Origin of the sequence: Streptomyces pyxinae, from assembly GCF_024756275.1 — a bacterium.
Lineage (GTDB): Bacteria > Actinomycetota > Actinomycetes > Streptomycetales > Streptomycetaceae > Streptomyces > Streptomyces pyxinae.
The window spans coordinates 91821-114131 of the sequence record NZ_JANUGQ010000008.1 but is presented as its reverse complement, the minus strand read 5'-3'; the positions used below and the strand labels follow the sequence as shown (position 1 = coordinate 114131).

At 71.6% G+C, this 22311-nt stretch carries 19 protein-coding genes and 1 riboswitch; of the genes, 3 read left to right on the top strand and 16 right to left on the bottom strand.

Annotation, left to right across the window (positions count from 1 at the left end; genetic code table 11):
- Nucleotides 1-16: 16 nt before the first annotated feature.
- From NX801_RS11900 to NX801_RS11885, 4 genes are all read right to left on the bottom strand, one after another.
- Nucleotides 17-1054, bottom strand: coding sequence for a C40 family peptidase (locus tag NX801_RS11900; RefSeq protein WP_258787443.1), 1038 nt, complete (start codon nt 1052-1054; stop codon nt 17-19).
- 374 nt (nt 1055-1428) lie between these two features.
- Entirely contained in the window at nt 1429-2499 is a 1071-nt protein-coding gene (locus tag NX801_RS11895) for a C40 family peptidase (RefSeq protein ID WP_258787442.1), read from the bottom strand.
- Between the two features lie 1052 nt (nt 2500-3551).
- Nucleotides 3552-4916 carry an NYN domain-containing protein gene (locus tag NX801_RS11890; RefSeq protein WP_258787440.1) on the bottom strand — a complete coding sequence of 455 codons (1365 nt, stop codon included), beginning with the start codon at nt 4914-4916 and terminating at the stop codon, nt 3552-3554.
- 79 nt (nt 4917-4995) lie between these two features.
- Nucleotides 4996-5256 carry a hypothetical protein gene (locus NX801_RS11885; RefSeq protein WP_258787438.1) on the bottom strand — a complete coding sequence of 87 codons (261 nt, stop codon included), beginning with the start codon at nt 5254-5256 and terminating at the stop codon, nt 4996-4998.
- A gap of 350 nt (nt 5257-5606) precedes the next feature.
- Between NX801_RS11885 and NX801_RS11880 the strand changes: the two genes are divergently transcribed.
- Both NX801_RS11880 and NX801_RS11875 read left to right on the top strand, forming a co-directional pair.
- Nucleotides 5607-6305, top strand: coding sequence for a rhomboid family intramembrane serine protease (locus tag NX801_RS11880; RefSeq protein WP_258787436.1), 699 nt, complete (start codon nt 5607-5609; stop codon nt 6303-6305).
- A complete protein-coding gene (locus NX801_RS11875; RefSeq protein ID WP_258787435.1) occupies nt 6302-6583 on the top strand; it encodes an Lrp/AsnC family transcriptional regulator in 282 nt (93 codons plus the stop codon). The genes NX801_RS11880 and NX801_RS11875 overlap by 4 nt, the downstream gene beginning before the upstream one ends.
- Nucleotides 6584-6634: 51 nt before the next feature.
- On the opposite strand, the gene NX801_RS11870 is transcribed toward NX801_RS11875, so the two are convergent.
- The 8 genes from NX801_RS11870 to ctaE all read right to left on the bottom strand — a co-directional run bounded on the left by NX801_RS11870 (nt 6635) and on the right by ctaE (nt 16989).
- Entirely contained in the window at nt 6635-7519 is an 885-nt protein-coding gene (locus tag NX801_RS11870) for a YihY/virulence factor BrkB family protein (RefSeq protein WP_258787434.1), read from the bottom strand.
- Nucleotides 7520-7643: 124 nt separating this feature from the next.
- Nucleotides 7644-8921: an NAD(P)/FAD-dependent oxidoreductase gene (locus NX801_RS11865; RefSeq protein ID WP_258787433.1), complete on the bottom strand. Its 1278-nt coding sequence runs from the start codon at nt 8919-8921 to the stop codon at nt 7644-7646.
- Nucleotides 8922-9218: 297 nt separating this feature from the next.
- Nucleotides 9219-10676 carry an aminotransferase class V-fold PLP-dependent enzyme gene (locus NX801_RS11860; protein WP_258787432.1) on the bottom strand — a complete coding sequence of 486 codons (1458 nt, stop codon included), beginning with the start codon at nt 10674-10676 and terminating at the stop codon, nt 9219-9221.
- Between the two features lie 410 nt (nt 10677-11086).
- A riboswitch (SAM riboswitch) is annotated at nt 11087-11203 on the bottom strand.
- A 230-nt stretch (nt 11204-11433) separates the two neighbouring features.
- Nucleotides 11434-12498 carry an anthranilate phosphoribosyltransferase gene (gene trpD, locus NX801_RS11855; RefSeq protein WP_258787430.1) on the bottom strand — a complete coding sequence of 355 codons (1065 nt, stop codon included), beginning with the start codon at nt 12496-12498 and terminating at the stop codon, nt 11434-11436.
- Between the two features lie 323 nt (nt 12499-12821).
- Nucleotides 12822-14453, bottom strand: a complete 1632-nt coding sequence (gene qcrB, locus NX801_RS11850) for a cytochrome bc1 complex cytochrome b subunit (protein ID WP_258787428.1) — start codon at nt 14451-14453, stop codon at nt 12822-12824.
- A complete protein-coding gene (qcrA, locus tag NX801_RS11845; RefSeq protein ID WP_258787427.1) occupies nt 14450-15499 on the bottom strand; it encodes a cytochrome bc1 complex Rieske iron-sulfur subunit in 1050 nt (349 codons plus the stop codon). Before qcrA ends, qcrB begins: the two co-directional genes overlap by 4 nt.
- Nucleotides 15496-16305, bottom strand: a complete 810-nt coding sequence (qcrC, locus tag NX801_RS11840; protein ID WP_258787426.1) for a cytochrome bc1 complex diheme cytochrome c subunit — start codon at nt 16303-16305, stop codon at nt 15496-15498. Before qcrC ends, qcrA begins: the two co-directional genes overlap by 4 nt.
- A gap of 63 nt (nt 16306-16368) precedes the next feature.
- Nucleotides 16369-16989: an aa3-type cytochrome oxidase subunit III gene (ctaE, locus tag NX801_RS11835; protein ID WP_258787425.1), complete on the bottom strand. Its 621-nt coding sequence runs from the start codon at nt 16987-16989 to the stop codon at nt 16369-16371.
- 180 nt (nt 16990-17169) lie between these two features.
- Here ctaE and NX801_RS11830 point away from each other — a divergent pair, with 180 nt between their 5' ends.
- Nucleotides 17170-17571 carry a hypothetical protein gene (locus NX801_RS11830; RefSeq protein ID WP_258787424.1) on the top strand — a complete coding sequence of 134 codons (402 nt, stop codon included), beginning with the start codon at nt 17170-17172 and terminating at the stop codon, nt 17569-17571.
- 4 nt (nt 17572-17575) lie between these two features.
- Here the strand turns inward: NX801_RS11830 and NX801_RS11825 are convergent, their stop codons facing one another.
- The 4 genes from NX801_RS11825 to ctaC all read right to left on the bottom strand — a co-directional run bounded on the left by NX801_RS11825 (nt 17576) and on the right by ctaC (nt 22078).
- Nucleotides 17576-18823, bottom strand: coding sequence for a L,D-transpeptidase (locus NX801_RS11825; protein ID WP_258787422.1), 1248 nt, complete (start codon nt 18821-18823; stop codon nt 17576-17578).
- A 146-nt stretch (nt 18824-18969) separates the two neighbouring features.
- Nucleotides 18970-19368: a cytochrome c oxidase subunit 4 gene (locus NX801_RS11820; RefSeq protein ID WP_258787421.1), complete on the bottom strand. Its 399-nt coding sequence runs from the start codon at nt 19366-19368 to the stop codon at nt 18970-18972.
- The gene (ctaD, locus tag NX801_RS11815; RefSeq protein WP_258787420.1) at nt 19365-21113 is read right to left on the bottom strand and encodes an aa3-type cytochrome oxidase subunit I; all 1749 of its coding nucleotides are present in this window, start codon (nt 21111-21113) and stop codon (nt 19365-19367) included. The genes NX801_RS11820 and ctaD overlap by 4 nt, the downstream gene beginning before the upstream one ends.
- Nucleotides 21110-22078: an aa3-type cytochrome oxidase subunit II gene (gene ctaC, locus NX801_RS11810; RefSeq protein WP_258787416.1), complete on the bottom strand. Its 969-nt coding sequence runs from the start codon at nt 22076-22078 to the stop codon at nt 21110-21112. The genes ctaD and ctaC overlap by 4 nt, the downstream gene beginning before the upstream one ends.
- Nucleotides 22079-22311: the final 233 nt, after the last annotated feature.

Sequence of the window (22311 nt, the reverse complement as noted above, 5' to 3'; positions counted from 1 at the left end):
TTCGGGCCGGCGGGGGTCAGGGGCGGGTGACGGCGGAGACCGGCATCATGCCGACCGGGTCGTAGCGGACGCTGGCACCCGGGTAGGGGGCGTGCACCACCCGGCCGCCGCCCACGTACATCCCGACATGGCTGGCGTCGTCCCGGTAGGTGACCAGGTCGCCGGGGCGGGCCTGGGAGAGCGGGACCTGGCGGCCGGCGTTCCGCTGGGCCTGCGAGGTGCGCGGCAGGCCCACCCCGGCCTGGGCGTACGACCACTGCATCAGTCCCGAACAGTCGAAGCCCGAGGGGCCGTTGGCGCCCCAGACATAGGGCCTGCCGAGCGCCGAGCGGGCGGCCCGCACGGCGACCGCCGCCCGGCCGGTGGCATCGGCGGGGAGCGGCAGCGAGCGCTCGTCGGAGCGGGCGGAGCGGGCGTAGGCGTCCCGCTCGCGGGCGGTGAGCGTGTTGAGCAGGGCGCGGGCGGCCGACAGCTTGGCCTCGACGGCCCGCTTCTGCCGGGCCACCTCGGCGCGGCCCTGCTCCAGTTCGCCGAGCGCCCGGGTGGCCTCGGCGCGCTCCCGGGCCAGCTTCCGCTGGAGGGTACGGAGTTGGCCGAGCGCGGCGGTCTGCCGCTCGCCCATCCGCTGGAGCACGGCCGCCCGGTCGAGATAGCTGTCCGGGTCGGCGGAGAGCAGCAGCGCCAGCGCCGGGTCCATGCCGCCGGAGCGGTACTGGGCGCCGGCCACCGCGCCGAGCGCGGCCCGCATCCGGTTGGCCCGCTCCTGGCCCCGGGCCACGCTGTCCCGGATCCGGGCGACCTGTTCACGGAGCCGGTCGGTGCGCTCGTCCGCCGCGTTGAACAGCTCGGTGGCCCGCTCGGCCTCGGCGTGCAGGGCGTCGACCCGGGCCCGGGTGGCCTCGGCGCGGCCGGGGCCCGCGGGCTCGCCCGGTGCCGCGCCGGCCGGGCCCGCGGCCCCCAGGGCGGCGGCGGTGGCCGCCGCGGCGGCGGAGAGGACGGTGGCCTTGGCGCTCCGGGTGAGACCCGGTGAGGTGGACCGGCGGTGGGACGCCACGGACCGCGCTCCCTTCGGCTGCTGGACGACTGACGGGCGACGGGCCGGGCGGGCCGTCGCGCGGCAGACAGTAGCCGGGTGATTACAGGTCGGCCAATGGCCTGATGAGTTCGACGCGGGCTCGAACAGCGCCGCCCCGCCGGAGACCACAAGGTCACCGGCGGGGCGGGGCGTCAGTACGCGGGGCGGCGAACCACTCGTTCGGGGGCGGTGTCCGGGCGCGTCAGCCGAGGACCCCCCGGGATCCGGAGGCGGTTGGCCTTCGTACCCCGGGACCGGTGCCGGCCGGGCCCCCGGGCACCGGGGGGTGATTGCCTCCGGCGGACCCGGGTACCCGTGCGCAGTCGGCCTCGGCGAGCGAGGCCGAGCGGGCGTCAGATGCGCACGCCGAACTGGAAGCTGCCGAGGTACTCCATCGACTCGTAGCGGACGCTGGCACCCGGGTGCGGGGCGTGCAGCACGGTGTTGTTGCCCGCGTAGAGGCCCACGTGCGCCAGGTTGTTGAAGAAGACCAGGTCGCCCGGCTTGAGCTGGCTGCGGCCGATCTTCGGCCCGTCGTTCTGCTGGGTGTAGGTGGTCCGGGTGATGCTCACGCCCGCCTGGCGGTACGACCACTGGGTCAGGCCCGAGCAGTCGTAGGCGTTGGGGCCCTCCTCGCCGGAGACGTACGGCTTGCCGATCTGGGTGGCGGCCGCGCTGAGGGCGGCGGCGCCGCGCTGCGAGGCGGGCACCTCGTTCCCGAGGTCCGGCCGGCCGCTCTCGCCGCCGCCACCGCCCCGGCTGGCCCGGTCGGCCTCCCGGCCGGCCTTCTCGGCGCGCTGCTGCTCCTCCTGCTGCATCTTGGCGCGCTCGGCGGCGGTCAGCGAGTTGAGCAGCTTCTGCGCCTCGGCCAGCTTGCCCTGGTACGCCTGCTTCTTCTCGCCCAGCGCCTTGCGCACGTCCTCCAGGTCCGCGAGCTTGGCGGTGGCCTCGGCCCGCTGCTGGGCGAGGGTGCGCTGCTTGGCCTGGATGGTCTCCAGGGCGTCGGCCTGCTTGACGCTCAACTGGTCGGCGGCGGACGCCTTGTCGAGGTAGTCGTCCGGGTCGGAGGAGAGGAAGAGCTGGAGCGAGGGGTCGATGCCGCCGGAGCGGTACTGGGCGGTGGCCACCGAACCGATGGCGTTCCGCAGCTCGTTGACCTCGTCCTGACCGCGGGCGACCTGGTCCTGGAGGGCCTCGGCCTCCTTCTGGAGCTTGCTCTGCTGCTCCTTGGCGCCGTTGTACTCCTCGGTGGCCTTCTCGGCCTCGTGGTAGAGCTTGTCGACCTTCGCCTTGACCTCGCCCTTGGTCGGCTTGGGGTCGGCCTGGGCGGCCTGGGACGTCAGGGCGACGGCTGCGGCGGCGGTCGCGGTGAGCACGGTCACACGGGTGCGGCTCGGCCGCTTGGGACGACGGTGGGACGCCACGAAGGACGAGCTCCTTCTTCCTCGAACCGCCCCCCGGGCTCCGGGTGGTCGGCACCCCGGCCTCGCGCACCGGGTCCGGCTCCCCCGTGAAACGAGCCGAAATCGCGCGAAGTGCCCGAACTGGACGGCTCCTTCGCTGCCACCCCGGCTGGGTGATCACCTCCGCGAAGGTTTGTGGCCCGACCCTAGTGACCCAACTGTGATCAGTTCAAATCCTCATCAGAAAAAAGATGGCTGCCGAGGGGATTATTGACGCGTCGTCTACTCATTGTCATGAGGGGCTGACGGTCCGTCCCGATGAATGCCCGCGAGCCGGGCAGCCGAACCCAGAAGCGGACAAGAACCACCGAGGAACCCGGAAGCGGACACGGCACCCGGGGCGTCCGGACGCGCACCCGGGCCGCCGCACGCTCGGGGCGACCCGAGACCCGAAGCACCCGGAGGCACTCGCCCCCGCACGAGGAGACAGCCGCCGCTGTCCGGAGGCACGCCTCATCGCCCGGGAGCCCGAAGGCCAGGGAGCCCGGGAGCCCGGGAGCCGGAAACCGCCGAAGTGCCCGGAAAGGCACCGGAGTCATCCGGAACGCCGGTGACGCGGGAGACACCGGGGGGCCTGGGGCGCCCGGTGACACGGGGGTTGCCGGGGTGGGAGGCCGCCAGGACCAGGGGTACACCGGAGTCTCAGGGAACACCGGGGAGCCCAGGGGCGCCCGGTGACATGGAGACACCCGGGGCGAGAGGCCACCGGGTCGGGAGGCCGTCGGGGCGCCAGGGGCGCACCCGCGCCTCTGGGACCACCGGGGACGCGGAGGGTGCCAGGGACACGGAGGGTGCCGGGGAGCTGGGCGCCCGGTGACACAGTGGCTCCCGGGGCGGGAGACCGCCGGGGCCAGGGGGGCACCCGAGTCACAGGGAACACGGGGGGCATGGAGCAGACCCGGTCCAGGGAGCCACCGGGGACACGGAGGATGCCGGGGACACGGAGGCCGCCGAGGTCACGGGGACAACGGCGCCGCCGAAGCGCGTTCGGCGCGTCCGGAGCCGTCCGGTGTTCAGGAGGCGCGCGAGAGCCGCTTCAGCAGCAGGGCGGAGGCGACCGGCCGGGCGCCCGACTTGGCGACGCCGTCGGCCACCTCGCGGTCGGTGGAGACCACCACCACCGGACGGCCCGGCGGTTCGGCCCGCACCAGCTGGCGGATCAGCTCGTCGGCGGTGACGCCCGGTTTGGAGAACAGCACCCGCACCCCGCGCGGCGGCGCCAGCAGCACCGGGGCGGCCAGTTCGGCGCCGTCGAAGACGCAGGTGACCTCGGCGCCGGAGCGGGCGGCGAGCGCGGAGAGCCCGCCGAGCAGCCGCAGCCGCTGCTTCTCCAGCGGCATGGTCGGATAGCCGGTCTTGGTGACGTTGTAGCCGTCCACCACCAGATGCGCCTGGGGCAGCGCCAGCAGCTGGTCCAGCAGGGCCGGGTCGGTCTCCGAGAGCGCCCGGGCGGCGATGTCCTTCGGCGACATCCGGCCGGGTTCCACGGCGTCCACCGTGTCGCCGGGGCGCACCGAGACCGGCGGCAGGGCCAGTTCGCGGCGGAGTCCTTGGGCCGACTCCAGCACGGTGTCCAGCAGCAGCCGCAGCCGCATGTCCTCCACCGAGCGCCCCTCGCGGGCGGCCCGGCGGCTGGCCTCCAGGGCCGCCTCGGTCTCGCCCAGCCGGGCCTTCACCCGGCGGGTCTCGCTCTCCGCGGCCGACACCTGGGCGGCCGCCTCGGCCCGGGCGGTGTCGATCTCGCCCTGCGTCCGGCGCAGCGCCGCCTCGCCGCGCTTGACGTCGCTCTGGGCGGCGCGCAGCTTGCGCTGGAGCGACTCGGCCTCCTTGCGGGCCGCCTCCAGCTCGGCGCGCAGCCGCTCGGTCTCCGTACGGGACCGCTCCCGCGCCTCGGCCAGCTCCGCGCGCAGCCGCTCCAGCTCCTGGCGCCCGGCCTCGTCGGCCCGCTCGGCGTCCGCCCGCTGGGCCTCCTCGCCGGCGGCGGCGACCAGCTTGGCCCAGCCGGCCGGGCGGAGCACGTACGCCGCGGCGGCCACGTCCACCGGGTCGGCGGCGGCCGGCGGGGCCCCGGACTCCAGGGCGGCGGCCAGCTCGGGCTGGCCCTCCCGCAGCCGCTCCCCGATCCGCTGCCGGAAGAGCGGATCGCTGTCGAGCGCGGCCGCCATCGCGCTGCCCGCGAACCGGGCGCGGCGGCTCGGGGTGAAGCGCGCGTACTGCCGCAGCGGGGCGGGCAGCTCGCCGACGGTCAGGGCGCCGAAGGCGTCCGAGACCAGGGCGACCACCCGCCGCCGTACGCCCTCGGGCAGGGGCCGGTCGAGCGCCTCGGCGGCATCACCGGCCGCGCCGGCCGGTTCCGCGCCGCTCCCTGACCGCTCCACGATCCGTCACCCCATCACCCGTCCGTACACGCGCCCCGCGTGCTGCTTCTCCGTACCCGCTCGCCCCCGTCGCCGGCCGTCAGGAACCCGTGCTGTCCTGGGCCCCGGCCCCCGGCCGGTCCACCAGCTCGATCCGGTCCACCGCGTTGCACCAGCGGCAGCGGACCGATTCGATCGTCTCACTGACCACGTCCCGCTCCTCGACGCTGGGCTCTCCGGCCAGGTCGAGGTGGACGTACTCCACGACCTTCGAGGAACGGGTGACGTCGAAGCGCGTCAGATTGCCGCAGAGCGTGCAGCGCCAGCGGGTCTTCGCGGTCGGCAGGGGAACCGTCGTCATCGTGCCGTCCTCTTTTCCGATTTTCCGAGTATCCCGGTGTCCGGGAAGTAAGGTGTCCGGTTTCCGGCTCCCGGAACGCCCGGTGGCCGGATCCGCCGGGCCCGAGCCGGGTGCCGGGACCGGACCCCGCGACCGGGCCGGGGCCGTGACCGGAGCGCGGCCGGGCCGTGTGCTCCGGACCGGCCCGGGCGTGATCCGGACGGGAGCGCGGTGCGCCGTCGAACCGCCGTGCCGCCGGCCGGCCGGGCCCGTGGCGGCCGACCGGCCCCTTACCCTACGGCCTCACGGGTACCCCCGGCATGCGGCGAGGCACCCTGTCCCGCTCGGTCCTGATCCGTCATGATCTGCCCATGCTCCCTTGGCGCGGACCGGCGGTCACCTACGGTCTGATCGGGGCCTGCGCCCTGGTCTTCCTCGCCAGTCCGGTCTCCGGGCTGAATCCCTCGTACGGCACCGGTGACACCCTGCTGGCCGCCCAGGGCGCCTACTTCCGGCGCTGGGGCGTGGTGCCCGCCGAGCTGATGAGCGGCTCGCCGGACGCGCTGCTCTCGCCGCTGACCGCGCTCTTCGTCAGCGGGAACTGGCTGCATCTGCTCGGCAACATGCTGTTTCTGTTCGTCTTCGGCGCGATGGCCGAGGAGCGGCTCGGCCATGTCGAGTACCTCCTCTTCTATCTGGGCAGCGGCTGTCTGGCGCTGGCCGGGTACGCGATGGCGCACGCCGAGTCGGACCAGACGCTGGTGGGCGCCTCCGGGGCGATCTCGGGGGTGCTGGGCGCGTTTCTCTTCCTCTTCCCGAGGGCCCGGGTGACCAGCCTCTTCCCGTTCCTGTTCTTCCTGCCGCTGCGCTTCCCCGCCTGGCTGGTGCTGGCCTTCTGGTTCGTCCTCCAGTGGCTGGCGGCCGGGAACGCGGGCAGCGGGCCGGGGGTGGCGTACCTGGCCCATCTGGTGGGGTTCTCGCTGGGCTTCCTCTACGCCTGGGTGCGCTACGGCCGGGAGGCTAGAGTGAAGGGCCAGGCAGCGGCCCCCGACGGAGAAGGACAGCCGTGATCACCGCGATCGTGCTCATCAAGACCAGCGTGGACCGGATTCCCGAGATCGCGGAGTCGATCGCCGCGCTGGAGAACGTCAGCGAGGTCTTCTCGGTGACCGGTACCTACGACCTGATCGCCATGGTGCGGGTGGCCCGCCATGACGACCTGGCGGACGTCATCCCGGGCCGGATCAGCAAGATCCCGGGCGTCGAGGGCACCGACACCCATGTCGCCTTCCGCACCTACTCCCAGCACGATCTGGAAGCCGCCTTCGCCATCGGACTCGACGCCTGAGACAGCCGGAGTGCCGAGCGGGGGCGGAGTGGCCGGGGTGGTCGGGGGCTGTCAGGCGCCGTCCCGCTTCCGGCTCAGCTCCACATTGAACTGGGCGCCGACCAGCAGGGCCAGGTTGGTGAACCAGAGCCACACCAGGAAGACCACCACGCCGGCCAGGGAGCCGTAGAGCCGGCTGTACGAGCCGACATGGGCCGTGTAGAGCGCGAACCCGGTGGAAGCGGCGAACCAGAGCAGCACCGCGAGCAGCCCGCCCGGCAGCCCCCGGCGGACGCCCCGGGCCCGGCGCGGACCGGTCCGGAAGAGGATCATCACCAGCACGGTCACCACGACCAGCATCAGCGGCCAGCGCAGCGCGTTCCAGGTGCCGAGCCCGGAGAGGTGCAGCACGCCGGCGGTGCGGTGGGCCAGCGGCCCGGAGAAGACGATCGCCGCCGAACCGGTCAGCAGCAGCGCCAGCAGCACCAGCGCGGTGAGCACGATGGTGTGGGCGGCGCGCAGCGCCGGCCGGGTGTCCGGCTCCCGGTACATGGCGTGCAGGGCGCGGCGGAAGACCGCGAGGTAGCTGGAGGCCGACCAGACGGCGCTCACCGAGCCGGTCACCACCAGCAGCCAGGCGGTGGATCCGGCCGCCGTCATCCCCTGCAGGGCACCGCGCAGCGCGTCGGCGGACTGGGCGGGGGCGTACGCGGTGAGCTCCACGATCAGCCGGCCGGTGGCGTCCGGGGCGGCCATCCCGATCGCCGTGACGGCGACCAGCAGCGCCGGGACGAGGGCGAGCACCGCGTAGTAGGTGAGCGCGGCGGCCCAGTCGGCGACATTGTCGTTCCAGACCGACACCGCTGTGGCGCGCAGGGCACCGCGGATCCTGCGCAGCAGGGCGGCGCCGGCGCGCGGGGCCGGGCAGGCGGGCGTGGAGGGTCCGGCGAGCGACACGTACCGCTTCTCTTCTCGTACGACGGGAGGGCTGGATGAACGGGAGGGCGGGATGGTGGAGGCGGATGGCGGGGTCGGGGTGCGGTCCGTCCCGGGGCGGCACGGACCGGGGTGCTCAAGGAGGCTAGTGCCCCGGCCGGGCGCCCGGCATCCTCAGGTCCCGCAGCACTTCACGGGCGGCCCGGGCGCCGGAGGCCAGGGCGCCCTGTACCGAGCCGGTCGCCCGGTGGTCCCCGCAGGCGTACCGGGCGGGCGCGACCCGGGTGGAGCGGCTCAGCGGCTGGGGCGGCTCCATCGCGGGCAGTGCCCCGGCCACCGTCCGTACGGTGAGCACCTGCCAGCCGCCGGTGTCGGTGCCGTACGCCTCCGCCAGCGCCGCCCGCACCTCCGGCTCCCGGCCGGCGGTGTCCGTGCCCAGCACCGAGGTGGCGACCAGGGCCTGGCCGGCCGGGGCGTAGCCGGGCACCACCCGGCTGAGCACACAGCTGTTGAGGAACCGCAGCCGGTGGTCGGTGACGAGGACCGGCTCGTCCAGCGGGGGCCGGCCGGCGGCGTGGTAGTAGGTGGTGACGGTCCGGTACGCCGGAACGGCGAGCCCCGGCAGCAGCCGGGCGGAGGTCTCCGGACCGGCCGCCACCACCACGGCCCGGGCCGGGAGTTCGGTCCCGTCGGTCAGGAGCGCGCCGTCACCGGTGAGCCGGTCCACCGGGGTCTCCAGCCGCAGCACCCCGTCCGGCAGGTCCGCCGCGAGCTGCCGGGGTACGGCCCCGATGCCACCGGCGGGCAGACAGAGGGTGCCGCGCAGCATGCTCCGCCAGACCAGGTGGAAGAACCGGCCGGAGGTCTCCAGCCGGTCCTCCAGGAAGACCCCGGAGAGGAACGGCCGGAAGAACAGTTCCACCCACTCCTCGGAGAAACCGGCGACGGCCAGCGCCGTCCGGGTGGTCACCTCGCCGCCGATCCCGTCCGGGAACCGCTTCACCAGCCGGGCCGGAGCGAGCGCGTCCCGGGCCGAGAGCGCGGCGAAGGCGGCCAAGTCCCGGGGGCCGATCGCCCGGGAGGCCAGCAGCGCGGCGCCGCCGCGCGGGTCCCGGGTCGGGTCGGTCACCCGCAGCGGCCGGCCGCCGGTGTGGACCCGCACCCCGGGGGTGAACGGCCGCAGCCGCAGCTCGCGGAGGTTCAACCGCCGCTTCACCTGCGGATAGGAGGTGTTGAACACCTGGAAGCCGCGGTCGATGGTGAAGCCCTCGTGGCGGTCGGCACGCATCCGGCCGCCCACTCCGTCGGACGCCTCCACCAGCCGTACGTCCACCCCGGCGGCGAGCAGATCCCCGGCACAGGCGAGGCCGGCCAGTCCGGCGCCGACGACCAGCACCTCGGCGGGGCGGGGCGGGGCGGTCATGGCGGCTCCTTCGTCGGGCGGCGGACGCCGGTCCGGGCACCGGTCCCGGCGGCGGCCGGCGGTCCGGGCGCCGGACCGTCCTGGCGGCGGCGGGCGGCCCGGGTCCCTGCCTGCCGGGGGGCCGCCCGCCCCGGCTACCCCGGATCGTAGGGCCCGCACCTCCACCGCGCGCGCCGGACGGGAGCGGGGGCAGCTCCCGGGCGGCGGGCCACTCCCGGCGCCCGGCACCGGCACCGGCACCGGGCGGGACCGGAGCCCCTCCCCCGGGGGCCCCGGTCCCGGCCCGGTTCCGCCGGCTCAGCCCCGGTCGGGCACGCAGCGGCCGTTCTCGGTGCGGTAGCTCCACCGGGCGCCGTCCCGCACCAGTTCCCCGACCGCCCGGACGAACCGCTCCACGTGCTCGTCCGGGGTGCCGGCACCGAAGCTGACCCGGATGGCGTTGAGCGACCGCTCCCCCGGCCGGGCCTCGGGCGCGCCGCACTCCCCCGCCTCCCCCGGGTCGCCGCCCAGCAGCGTGCGGACCAGCGGATGGGCGCAGAACAGGCCGTCCCGGACCCCGATCCCGTACTCGGCGGAGAGCGCCGCCGCGAAGTGCGAGCTGTTCCACCCCTCCACCACGAAGGAGAGCACCCCGACCCGGGGGGCGTCGTCCCCGAAGAGCGAGAGCACCGTCACCTCGGGCACCTCCGCGAGACCGGCCCGCACCTTCTCGATGAGCAGCCGCTCCCGGGCGACCAGGGTGTCGAACCCGGCCTCGGTGAGCGCCTTGCAGGCGGCGGCGACGGCATAGGCACCGATCACGTTCGGGGAGCCGGCCTCGTGCCGGGCGGCGGTGGTGTGCCACTCCACGTCCACCCCGCCGTCGGGACGCCGGGCCACCGCCCGGGAGGCCCCGCCGCCCGCCAGGTACGGCTCCGCCGCCCGCAGCCAGTCGGCGCGGCCCGCGAGCACCCCGGAGCCGAAGGGCGCGTAGAGCTTGTGGCCCGAGAAGGCGACCCAGTCCACGTCCAGATCGCGTACCGAGAACGGCAGATGCGGCACGAACTGGGCGGCGTCCACCACGATCCGGGCGCCGTGGGCATGGGCGGCGGCGGCCAGTTCACGTACCGGCCAGAGCTCACCGGTCACATTGGAGGCGGCGGTCACGCAGACCAGGGCGGGGCCGTAGGGCTCCCGGTCGGCCAGGGCGCGCTCCAGGGTCTCGACCGCCCGGGCGGGGGTGCGGGGCGCGTCCAGATAGGTGACCCGGTGGCGCTGCCAGGGCAGCAGGGAGGCGTGGTGCTCGGTCTCGAAGACGAACACCTCGCAGTCGGCGGGGAGCACGCCGGCCAGCAGATTGAGCGAGTCGGTGGTGGCCCGGGTGAAGATCACCTGGTCGTCCGGGCGGCAGTCGAGGAACTCGGCCACCGTGGTCCGGCTGTTCTCGAAGAGGTCGGTGGAGAGCTGCGAGAGGTATCCCGCGCCCCGGTGGACGCTGCCGTAGTAGGGGGCGTAGGCGGCGATGTCGTCCCAGACCCGCTGGAGGGCCGGGGCGCTGGCCGCGTAGTCGAGCGCCGCGTAGCTGACCTCGCCGCCGGTGACCAGAGGCACCGTCACATCCCGCCCCAGCACCGGCAGCGGCCCGGCGCAGACGGGCTCGGCGGCGGTCGCGGCGGGATCGGCGGCGGGGGCGACGGCGGCCGGGACGACGGCGGGGGCGGGGCTCGTGAAGGCGGGCGTGGCGGGCGTGACGGCGGCGTTCGGGCGTGCGGACATGACGGTGTCTCCCAGCGGAACGGGGCGGAATGGCTGTACGGGACCCGTGCGGGCACGCCGATGGAGGCCCGGGGCACGGGAATCGCCTCGACGCACGGCACACCGGGGCGGCCGTACGGAGGGGAGGAAAGGCGCTGCTTCAGAACGTCGGACGCCGGAAAGCCAGGGCTTCGGGACGTCGAGACATCCGGACTTCCAGACGCCGGGACCTCAGGGCCCCGGGACGTCGAGATGTCAGGACTTCAGGACGCCGGAGCTCCGGGGCAGCCGGACGTCAGAGCTTCCGGGAACTTCCGGATCTCGCCGGAAGCCGGGTGAAGTAGACGCCTCAGCGCATTCGTTTGCTCATGAGACTGCTGCTCCCTCGAAGGACCAGGACCCCGGGCCGCCGGCATCGCGGGATGCCAAGGGGTCCGCGCTTGTCGTGGACTTTCTGTCCACGACCAGGTCTTCACCCGGGGCACCCCGCCACGGACGGAGGGTTGCCGGACAGCGGGCCGGGGCCGTAGTCGCTGTCGCTCATGACCGTGCAAGCATCCTGCCACACGTTCGGGGGTACGCAAGGGCGCGGTCCGTCATCCGGACTGCGCCCTGCGTCACACTCGGCGGCGGCCTCCGCCCCTTACCGGTGAGTAGCCCATCGCTCCCCCGGCCCCGCTCGGCCACGGCCGCACCCGGCGGTGGCCGCACCGGCCGCGGCCGAACCAGGCGACGGCCGAACTCCGCGGCGGCCGGACTTACCAGGCGATGGCCGGGCTCAGCGGTGGCTGGCCGTCACCCAGCGCTCCAGTGCCGCCCGGGCCGCGCCCGAGTCGACGGACTCCGCCGCCCGCTCGATCCCGGCCCGGATCCGCTCCGTCAGCGGGGCGCCGGAGGGCTCCAGCGCGGCCAGCGCCGCCGCCGAGTTGAGCAGCACCGCGTCCCGTACCGGGCCGGTCTCACCGGCCAGCAGCCGGCGGGCCACCTCGGCGTTGTACGAGGCGTCCGCCCCGCGCAGCGCCTCCACCGGCACCAGGTCGATGCCCACGTCCCGGGGGTCGAACGGCTCCTCGCGCACCGTCCCGTCCCGGACCACCCAGACCCGGGAGGTGGCGGTGGTGGTCAGCTCGTCCAGCCCGTCGTCGCCCCGGAAGACCAGCGCCGAGGAGCCCCGGGCGGCGAGCACCCCGGCGATGATCGGCGCCATCCGGGCGTCGGCCACTCCGGTCGCCTGGGCGGTCACCCGGGCCGGGTTGGTGAGCGGGCCCAGGAAGTTGAAGGTGGTGCGGATGCCCAGCTCCCGGCGGGCGGCGGCGACATGGCGCAGCGCGGGGTGGAACTTGACGGCGAAGCAGAAGGTGATGCCCGCCTCGCCCGCCACCTCCGCCACCCGGGCCGGCGTCAGCTCCAGATTGACGCCCAGCTTCTCCAGCACGTCGGAGGCGCCGGAGGCGGAGGAGGCGGCCCGGTTGCCGTGCTTGACCACCTTGGCCCCGGTGCCGGCCACCACCACGGCGGACATGGTGGAGATGTTGACGGTCCGGGCACCGTCGCCGCCGGTGCCGACGATGTCCACCGAGGGGCCGGGGACATCGATCACCCGGGCGTGGTCGTACATGGTGCGGACCAGGCCGGTGATCTCCTCGACCGTCTCGCCCTTGGCCCGCAGCGCCACCGCGAACCCGGCGATCTGGGCGCCGGTCGCCTCGCCGGTCAGGATCCGCTCCATCGCCCAGGCGGTGGCGTCGGCGGGCAGGTCCCGGCCGCCGAGCAGCTCGTCGAGGACGACGGGCCAGGAAAGGCCCGCCGCGTGGTCGCCTCCAGCGGGGTGCACAGCGCTCATGGCCGCTCCTGGTCGTGTTCGTGGTCTGTCGTGTCGTCGGTCGTACGGGCCGGGCCGGTGGCGCCCGGGCGGATCGCGGGTCGGGACGCCGACCGGTGACGGGCCGCGGCGGGCTCCGCTCCGGGGCCGTACCGGGGCCGTACCGGCACCTCGGACCCACCCTATCGAGCCCCGGGGACACGGAGCCCCGGGGACGGCGAAGAGCCCCGTCCATCGGATGGACGGGGCTCCTGCCGTGGCGACCCGCGGACCGGTACCGGTCTTCGGTCTCGGAGATGCGGCCTCCGGCCTGCGGTGCGCGGCCGGATCAGGCGATCAGCGGATCAGTGGTGGCCGTGGCCCTCCGAGATCTCCTTGTACTCCTCGGCGGTCGCCTTGGGGATCTGGTTGCCGTCGGCGAAGTAGCCCTTGCTCAGCTTCACCCGGAGCTTCTCGCCCCGGGTGAGCTTGCGCTTCACGCCGTTCTCGTCCGTCACCGGACCGAGGTGGGCGGGCTTGTACTGCTCGTGCGCGGTGAGCGAGTGCAGCTGGGCCTGGCTGAGCGGCTCGTGGACCTCCACGAACTCACCGTGCGGCAGCCGCTTGATGATGCCGGACTCGCGTCCGTGCAGCACCTTGTCGCGGTCGCGGCGCTGGAGCCCCAGGCAGATCCGCTTGGTGACGATGAACGCGAGGACCGGGCCCAGGAAGTAGAAGATCCGGACGAACCAGGTGATCGAGTTGATCGACAGATGGAAGTGGGTGGCGAAGATGTCGTTGCCACCACCGATCAGCATGACCATGTACGAGGTCACCCAGGCGACGCCCAGCGCGGTCCGGGTCGGCGCGTTGCGCGGGCGGTCCAGGATGTGGTGCTCGCGCTTGTCGCCGGTGATCCAGGACTCGATGAACGGGTAGAGGGCGATGGCCGCGAGGACCAGGCCGAAGACCACCAGCGGGATGAACACCCCGAGGACCAGGGTGTGGCCCCACAGGTTGATCTCCCAGCCCGGCATGACACGGATCAGACCCTCGGCGAAGCCCATGTACCAGTCGGGCTGGGCGCCGGTGGACACCTGGTCCGGACGGTACGGACCGAGCGCCCAGATCGGGTTGATCGTGAACAGCGCCGCGATCACCGCGATGACACCGAAGACCAGGAAGAAGAAGCCTCCGGCCTTGGCCATGTAGACCGGCAGCAGCGGCATGCCGACCACGTTCTTGTTGGTGCGGCCGGGACCCGCGAACTGGGTGTGCTTGTGGTAGATGACCAGGATCAGGTGGGCCACCACGAGACCGAGCATGATGCCCGGCAGCAGCAGGATGTGGATCGAGTAGAACCGGGCGATGATGTCGTGGCCCGGGAACTCCCCGCCGAACAGGAACATCGAGATGTACGTGCCGACGATCGGCACGGACAGGATGGCGCCCTGGGTGAAGCGGACACCGGTGCCGGAGAGCAGGTCGTCCGGGAGCGAGTAGCCGGTGAAACCGGTGAACATGCCCAGGACGAACAGCAGGAAGCCGAACAGCCAGTTGATCTCGCGCGGCTTGCGGAACGCGCCGGTGAAGAAGACGCGCATCATGTGCACGAACATGCCGGCGAGGAAGATCACCGCGGCCCAGTGGTGGATCTGCCGGATGAGCAGACCACCGCGGACGTCGAAGCTGATGTCCAGCGTCGAGGCGTACGCCTCCGTCATGCGGATGCCCTGCATCGGCACGTAGGAGCCGCTGTACTCCACCTCGTTCATGCTCGGGTGGAAGAACAGCGTCAGATACACACCCGTGAGGATGATGATCAGGAAGCTGTAGAGGCAGATCTCACCGAGCATGAAGGACCAGTGGTCCGGGAAGATCTTGCGCATGTTGGCCTTGGCCAGGGAGTAGATCCCCAGCCGGCCGTCCGCCCAGTCGGCCACCCGCTCGCCGGCGGGCGCCTTGCGCTTCGTTTCGGTTGCGGTCGTGGTGCTCATCCGCGCTCCCAGAATGCAGGACCGACGGGCACGTCGAAGTCGCCGAGCGCCTCCAGGTAGCCCTTGTCGTTCACACCGATCCGCAGCTGCGGAAGGGGGTGACCGGCCGGACCGAAGATGACCCGGGCGCCGTCGGAGAGGTCGAAGGTGGACTGGTGGCACGGGCACAGCACGTGGTGGGTCTGCTGCTCGTACAGGGAGATCGGGCAGCCCACGTGGGTGCAGATCTTGGAGAACGCCACGATGCCGTCGTGCGACCACTCCAGCTGGCGCCTGTCCTTGATGTCGTCCGGCTGGATGCGGACGATCATCAGGGCGGCCTTGGCGATCTGGTTGTTGAAGTCCTCGGCGTGCTCCTCCAGGCCCTCGGGCTTGGCGAAGGTCAGCGAGCCGACGGCCACGTCCTCGGGACGCAGCGGCTCGTTGGTGTTCATGTTGATGAGCTGCTTGCCCTTGGACCACAGCGTCTTGCGCAGCTTGTCCTCGGGCAGCGGGCCCAGCTCGCGGAGGAGCACCACGCCGGAGAGCGGCACCATGGCCAGCGCGCCGAACATGGTGTTGCGGATCAGCGGCCGGCGGCCGATCGCCGACTCGCGGGCGCCGTCCGCGAAGTCGGCCATGACCTTGGCCTTGACCTCGGGGGTGGCCGCGACGGCGTGGCGCTCGTCGACCATCTCCTCGTCGGACATCAGGGTGCGGCCCCAGTGGACCGCGCCCGCGCCGATGCAGAAGAGGGCGATGCCGAGCGTCAGGCCCAGCGACAGGTTGGTCGCGCTGACGTGACCCAGCGGCCAGACATAGATGATCTTGTCGACCGGGAAGATCACGAACGAGGCGATGAAGCCGATCGTGGCCAGCATCGACACCGTGAACAGCAGGGCGACCGCACGCTCGGAGCGCCGGGCGGCCCGCTCGTCGATGTCCTGCTTGCGCGGCTTGTGGGGCGGCAGCCCGGGGTCGGCGAACGGGTGCTCGGCGACCTCGGTGCCGTGGGCGTCCTGCTCGTGGCGCAGGCTCTCTGCTTCTGAAATCTCTTGGCTACTCATGACTTCTTGGCCTTAGCGGTGTGGGCCGCGACCCAGATGGCGACAGCGATCAGGGCACCCAGACCGAAGATCCAGCCGAACAGACCCTCGCTGACCGGTCCGAGACCGCCCAGCGCGAAGCCGCCGGGGGTGGGCGTCTCATCACCGTTCACGGACTTGATGTACGCGATGATGTCCTTCTTCTCCTTCTCCGGCATCGTCGTGTCGGGGAAGGACGGCATGTTCTGCGGGCCGGTCTGCATGGCCTCGTAGAGATGCTTCTCGCTCACGCCCTCCAGGCTGGGGGCGTACTTGCCCTTGGTCAGGGCACCGCCCTCACCGGTGAAGTTGTGGCACTGGGCGCAGTTGGTACGGAAGAGGTCACCGCCACGCGCGATGTCGGCGCCTTCCGGGCTGTACTGCTTCTCGGTCGGCGCGATCGGACCGGCGCCGAGCGAAGCGACGTACGCGGCGAGCTGGTCGATCTGGGCCTGCGAGTAGATGTTCTTCTTCCGGGGCACCTGGGCGCCCGGCTGCTGGGCCGGCATCCGGCCGGTGCCGACCTGGAAGTCCACGGCGGCGGAACCGACGCCGACCAGGCTCGGGCCGTCGCTGGTGCCCTGACCGCCGGTGCCGTGGCAGCTGGCGCAGCCGACGGCGTAGAGCTTCTTGCCCTCCTCGATGGCGAGGGACTGGGCGGTTTCATCGGCCTGCGCCTTGTCCGCGGGCGCGAACGCGGCGTACAGCCCCCCGGTGGCCGCCAGCGCGAGGAGTAGGACGACGACCGCCGCCAGCGGATGGCGTCGTCGTGCGGAGAGCTTTTTCACGGATTACCCCGGTGTCAGGATCTTCTGCGTCGATGCTTGCTGGATGTCGGGTACCGGACCCGACTACTTGATCATGTAGATCGTGGCGAAGAGGCCGATCCAGACGACATCGACGAAGTGCCAGTAGTAGGACACGACGATGGCGGCGGTCGCCTGCTCGTGCGTGAATCGCTTGGCCGCGTAGGTCCGGCCGAGGACCAGCAGGAAGGCGATGAGACCGCCCGTCACGTGCAGGCCGTGGAAGCCGGTGGTCAGGTAGAACACCGAGCCGTACGGGTCGGACGAGAGCGAGAGGCCCTCGTGCTTGACCAGCTCGGTGTACTCCGTGACCTGGCCTCCGATGAAGATCGCACCCATCACGAACGTGATGATGAACCACGTCCGGAGCTTCTTCACGTCCCCGCGCTCGGCGGCGAACACGCCGAGCTGGCAGGTGAGGGAGGAGAGCACCAGGATCGTGGTGTTGGTCGCCGAGAAGGGGAAGTTCAGCGCACTGGCCTTCTCCGCCCAGAACTCGGGACCGGTCACCGATCGCAGGGTGAAGTACATCGCGAAGAGGGCCGCGAAGAACATCAGCTCGGAACTCAGCCAGATGATCGTTCCGACACTGGTGAGGTTCGGCCGATTGACCGTCGGGTGCGCGTGCCCGGTATCTACTGTCGTTGCTGTCGCCACGACCGACATTATGTCGGTCGCTTATCCCGCCCTCACTCCGGGGGGTGCCGTTCGGAGTGTTGATGCCGGTCGTCCTGCCCGAACGGCCCATCCGGGGGCCGTTCGACCCGGTGCTGAGGGACGGTCGGGAGGAGTAGCATCCCGCGCATCGGTTCCCGCCCTCATGCCGCCGACGATCTCGGAGGAACAATGCAGTCGAGCGCCACCGTACTGGTCTACAGCGACGACGCGAACACCCGTGAGCAGGTCAGGCTGGCGGCCGGGCGCAGGCCCGCGACGGACCTCCCGCCGGTCGAGTACGCCGAGTGCGCGACCCTCCCGGCGGTGCTGGCCCGGCTGGAGGAGGGCGGCGTGGACGCCTGTGTGCTGGACGGCGAGGCGGTGCCGGCGGGCGGCATGGGCGGCTGCCGGCAGATCAAGGACGAGGTCTTCGAGTGCCCGCCCGTGCTGCTGCTGATCGGCCGCCCCCAGGACGCCTGGCTCGCCACCTGGAGCCGCGCCGACGCCGCCGTCACCCTCCCGGTCGACCCGGTCGACTTCCCCGACGCCCTGGCGGAACTGCTGCGGGCCCGGCTCTCCGTGGAGGCCTGAGCCTCTAATAAGCACCAGGCCGCAGGCGGGGGGTCTCGGTCGCCGCGCGGGTGGCGGCGGCGAGGGCGCTGCCCTGGTTCCACTTGTCCCAGGGCAGGTTCCAGTCGCCGAAGCCGTTGCCGAACGGGGTCATGTCCTCGCCCTCGCTGTTGACGACGGTCACCAGGTCGCCGACCTTGAAGGTCTCGAAGAACCAGGCGGCGTTGCTGGTGGACATGCCGGTGCAGCCGTGGCTGACATTGGCGGCGCCGTGCGAGCCCGAGGACCAGGGGGCGGCGTGCACGTACTCGCCGCTCCAGGTGACCCGGGTGGCGTAGTAGACGGGCAGGTCGTACGAGTCGGAGCTGCCCTCCGCGATGCCGACGGTGGTCCCGCGCATCCGTACGTAGTACTCCTTGCCGAGCACGACCTTGACGCCGTTGCGGGTGGAGAAGCCGGGCTTGCCGGTGGTGACCGGAATGGTGTTGATCACTTCGCCGTTGCGCTTCACCGTCATGGTGTGGGCCGCCGCGTCGGTGACGGCCTCCATCCGGTCCCCGATGGTGAGATTGAGCACCGGGTTGCCGCCGCCGTAGAGGCCGTCGGCGATCCTGACCCCGGCCAGATTGCCGGAGGCCGTCACCTTGGCGCCCGCCGGCCAGTACTCCTTCGGGCGATAGTGCAGGGTCTTGTCGTCCACCCAGTGCCAGCCACCCGTGACGGCGGGCTTGGAACGGACCTTGAGGGAGCCCTCGACGGCGGCCCGGCCCTCCTTGGAGGTGACCGGCTCGCTGAGCGTCGCCGTGAGGGGCTGGCCGACGCCGTAGGTGCCCCCGTCCGGGCCGAACTCGACCTTCAGCGCCTTCTTGGCGGCGGCCGTCTCGAAGCTCATTGTGCGGGCGCCGGGGAGGCCGTCGCCGTCCTCGGTGGCGACCCGGACGGTGTACCGGGAGGAGGCGGCGAGCGGGCTGGTGGAGCGCCAGTGGCTGCCGTCGGCGGACAGCTCACCGGCGAGATGGCGGCCGGCCGAGTCGACGGCGCTGACGTCCGTGATCCGGCTGCCGCCGCCCCGTGAGGTGATCTCCAGCGGGGCGCCGAGCTCCGCCTTGCGGTTGTCCGCCGGGGTGTTGAAGGCCACCTGCCGGGCGGCGTCGTACGGCTTCATGGCCAGCGGATGACCGTCCGGTCCCCCGCACGCGGTCGCGCTCGCGCCTGCGGCGACGACCAGAACGGTGCAGCAGAACGTGGTGCGAATGCGCGGCGTCTGGCTCATAACCACACCGTAGGAATGTGTGACTGGAGCGGCACGCGGGATGAGCCCAAACGAGTGGCCCGGCGACCCTCGTACGGGGGTTGCCGGGCCACTCGTTTCGTGCGAGCCGCGGGTCGGCTTCCGGCGCGGCGCCGGAAGGGCGGGAGCTACTGGTTCTGGTTCTCGCCCCGGTAGTACTCGAAGACCCAGCCGAAGAGGCCGACCAGCAGCAGCGGAAGCGAGAAGTACAGCAGCCACCAGCCGAGGGCGACACCCAGGAAGGCCATGGCGCCACCGATGGCCAGGGAGAGCGGCTGCCAGCTGTGCGGCGAGAAGAAGCCGACCTCACCGGCCTCGTCCGCGACGTCCGCTTCCTTGTTGTCCTGCGCCATGGCGTCCACCCGCCGGGCCGTGAAGGCCAGGTAGTAGCCGATCATGAGCGCGAGACCGAAGGCCAGGAAGAGCGCCGTCGTACCGACCGGCTCCTTCGACCAGAGGCCGTAGACCACGGCCATGGCGAGGATGAAGATGCTCAGCCAGAGGAACATCTTTCCCTGGATCTTCACTTGCCGACCTCCTTGCCACCGAACAGCGCGGTGTCCTTCTGGCCGTGGTTCTCCAGCTGCCCCAGGGCGGCGATCTCAGGGTGGTGCAGGTCGAACGCGGGCGACTCCGACCGGATGCGCGGCAGCGTGAGGAAGTTGTGCCGCGGCGGCGGGCAGGAGGTCGCCCACTCCAGCGAACGGCCGTAGCCCCACGGGTCGTCGACCTCGATCTTCTTGCCGTACTTGGCGGTCTTCCAGATGTTGTAGAAGAACGGCAGGATCGACAGGCCCAGGACGAACGAGCTGATCGTGGAGATGGTGTTCAGCGCGGTGAAGCCGTCCGCGGCGAGGTAGTCCGCGTACCGGCGGGGCATGCCCTCGGCGCCCAGCCAGTGCTGGACGAGGAAGGTCCCGTGGAAGCCGAAGAACAGCGTCCAGAAGGTCATCTTGCCGAGCCGCTCGTCCAGCATCTTGCCGGTGAACTTCGGCCACCAGAAGTGGAAGCCGGCGAACATCGCGAACACCACGGTGCCGAAGACCACGTAGTGGAAGTGCGCCACCACGAAGTACGAGTCGGAGACGTGGAAGTCCATCGGCGGCGAGGCCAGGATGACGCCGGTCAGACCACCGAAGGTGAAGGTGACCAGGAAGCCGATCGTCCACAGCATGGGCGTCTCGAAGGAGAGCGACCCCTTCCACATGGTGCCGATCCAGTTGAAGAACTTCACACCGGTCGGGACCGCGATCAGGAAGGTCATGAAGGAGAAGAACGGCAGCAGCACACCGCCGGTGACATACATGTGGTGCGCCCACACCGTCACGGAGAGACCCGCGATGGCGATGGTGGCGGCCACCAGACCGATGTAGCCGAACATCGGCTTGCGCGAGAACACCGGGATGATCTCGGAGACGATGCCGAAGAACGGCAAGGCGATGATGTACACCTCTGGATGGCCGAAGAACCAGAAGAGGTGTTGCCAGAGCAACGCGCCGCCATTGGCCGCGTCGAAGACATGGGCACCGAACTTGCGGTCCGCCTCCAGGGCAAAGAGCGCCGCCGCCAGCACCGGGAAGGCGAGCAGGACCAGCACACCGGTCAGCAGCACGTTCCAGGTGAAGATCGGCATCCGGAACATCGTCATGCCGGGGGCGCGCATGCAGATGATCGTGGTGATGAAGTTGACCGAGCCGAGGATCGTGCCGAAGCCGGAGAAGGCCAGACCCATGATCCACATGTCGGCGCCGACACCCGGCGAGCGGATGGCGTCCGACAGCGGGGAGTAGGCGAACCAGCCGAAGTCGGCCGCACCCTGCGGGGTGATGAAGCCGGCCACCGCGATCAGCGAGCCGAAGAGGTAGAGCCAGTAGGCGAACATGTTCAGCCGCGGGAACGCCACGTCGGGCGCGCCGATCTGCAGCGGCATGATCCAGTTCGCGAATCCGGCGAACAGCGGCGTCGCGAACATCAGCAGCATGATCGTGCCGTGCATCGTGAACGCCTGGTTGAACTGCTCGTTCGACATGATCTGCGTACCCGGACGGGCCAGCTCGGCGCGCATGAAGAGCGCCAGCAGACCGCCGATGCAGAAGAAGGCGAACGAGGTGACCAGGTAGAGCGTGCCGATCGTCTTGTGGTCGGTGGTGGTCAGCCACTTCACGACGACATTGCCGGGCTGCTTGCGCCGTACGGGCAGCTCGTTGGCGTACGGCTCACCCGAGCCGTCGGCTGCCGCGGCGGCACCCTGAGGTTCGTTGAGGATGCTCACAGTTGGTTGGTCTCCGAGTTCCTGGCCGGGTCGGTCAGCTCGATGCCCGACGGGATGAAGCCGGTCTGCCCGTTCTCCGCCAGCTCCTTCAGATGCTGCTGGTAGCGCTCCGGAGAGACCACCTTGACATTGAAGAGCATGCGGGCGTGGTCCACGCCGCAGAGCTCGGCGCACTTGCCCCTGAAGGTGCCCTCCCGGGTGGGAGTCACCTCGAAGACATTGGTGTGGCCCGGGATGACGTCCTGCTTCATCAGGAAGGGCAGGACCCAGAAGGAGTGGATGACGTCACGGGAGGTCAGGACGAACCGGACCTTCTCGCCCTTCGGCAGCCACAGGGTCGGACCGGGATTGCCGTTCTGCGGGTTGCGGGTACCCGGGACGCCGTACTCGTAGACACCCTCGGCACCGGCCGGGAAGTCCTTCTTGTACCGGTCCGGGATGCTGTCGAACTCCTTGGCCTTCGTTTCCGAGGTGTTCGGCTTGCCGTCGACGTCCTCGATGTAGTTGAAGCCCCAGTTCCACTGGTAGCCGACCACGTTGACCGTGTGGGCGGGCTTGTCCGAGAGGGCCAGGAGCTTCGACTCGTCCCGCGCGGTGAAGTAGAACAGCACCGAGACGATGATGAGCGGGGTGACCGTGTACAGCGCCTCGATCGGCATGTTGTACCGGGTCTGCGGGGGAACCTCGACCTTGGTGCGGCTGCGCCGGTGGAAGATGACGCTCCACAGGATCAGGCCCCAGACCAGGACGCCGGTGGCGAGCGCGGCCGCCCACGAGCCCTGCCAGAGGGAGAGGATCCGCGGGGCCTCTTCCGTCACCGGCGTGGGCATGCCGAGGCGGGGGAAGTTCTCCCAGTTGTACGAGCAACCCGAGGCGGTAGCCAGGATCAGGCCCGCAGTCAGCACCTGCGGCAGCTTCCGCCGCATCGGGCGCCGCGACGAGCGGTCGGAGCCGTTGGGACTCACGTAGCGCCTTCCCGAGAGTCTCGCCCGCGCGGTCGGCTGCGGCCGTCTCGCTGGTCGGTCGCCGGCCCTGGCGCGGGCAGGGGTTTGGATGTTTATGCGGACCAAACCCTACTGGACGCTATTTGGGGTCGCGCGGGGAGGGTGCCCAACGCGCCGCACTGAACTTTTTGAGGCTTCTTCTCCCCCGGACTTCGTCCGGGTGACCCCCACCGGGGTGGACCGGGGTGGATGGA

What these genes read in the sequence shown, in the direction of transcription:
- NX801_RS11825 (WP_258787422.1), bottom strand. Translation starts at nt 18,823, where the DNA reads ATGAGCCAGACGCCGCGCATTCGCACCACGTTCTGCTGCACCGTTCTG.
- ctaE (WP_258787425.1), bottom strand. Translation starts at nt 16,989, where the DNA reads ATGTCGGTCGTGGCGACAGCAACGACAGTAGATACCGGGCACGCGCAC.
- trpD (WP_258787430.1), bottom strand. Translation starts at nt 12,498, where the DNA reads ATGAGCGCTGTGCACCCCGCTGGAGGCGACCACGCGGCGGGCCTTTCC.
- NX801_RS11860 (WP_258787432.1), bottom strand. Translation starts at nt 10,676, where the DNA reads ATGTCCGCACGCCCGAACGCCGCCGTCACGCCCGCCACGCCCGCCTTC.
- NX801_RS11885 (WP_258787438.1), bottom strand. Translation starts at nt 5,256, where the DNA reads ATGACGACGGTTCCCCTGCCGACCGCGAAGACCCGCTGGCGCTGCACG.
- NX801_RS11830 (WP_258787424.1), top strand. Translation starts at nt 17,170, where the DNA reads ATGCAGTCGAGCGCCACCGTACTGGTCTACAGCGACGACGCGAACACC.
- qcrA (WP_258787427.1), bottom strand. Translation starts at nt 15,499, where the DNA reads ATGAGTAGCCAAGAGATTTCAGAAGCAGAGAGCCTGCGCCACGAGCAG.
- NX801_RS11880 (WP_258787436.1), top strand. Translation starts at nt 5,607, where the DNA reads ATGCTCCCTTGGCGCGGACCGGCGGTCACCTACGGTCTGATCGGGGCC.
- NX801_RS11865 (WP_258787433.1), bottom strand. Translation starts at nt 8,921, where the DNA reads ATGACCGCCCCGCCCCGCCCCGCCGAGGTGCTGGTCGTCGGCGCCGGA.
- qcrB (WP_258787428.1), bottom strand. Translation starts at nt 14,453, where the DNA reads ATGAGCACCACGACCGCAACCGAAACGAAGCGCAAGGCGCCCGCCGGC.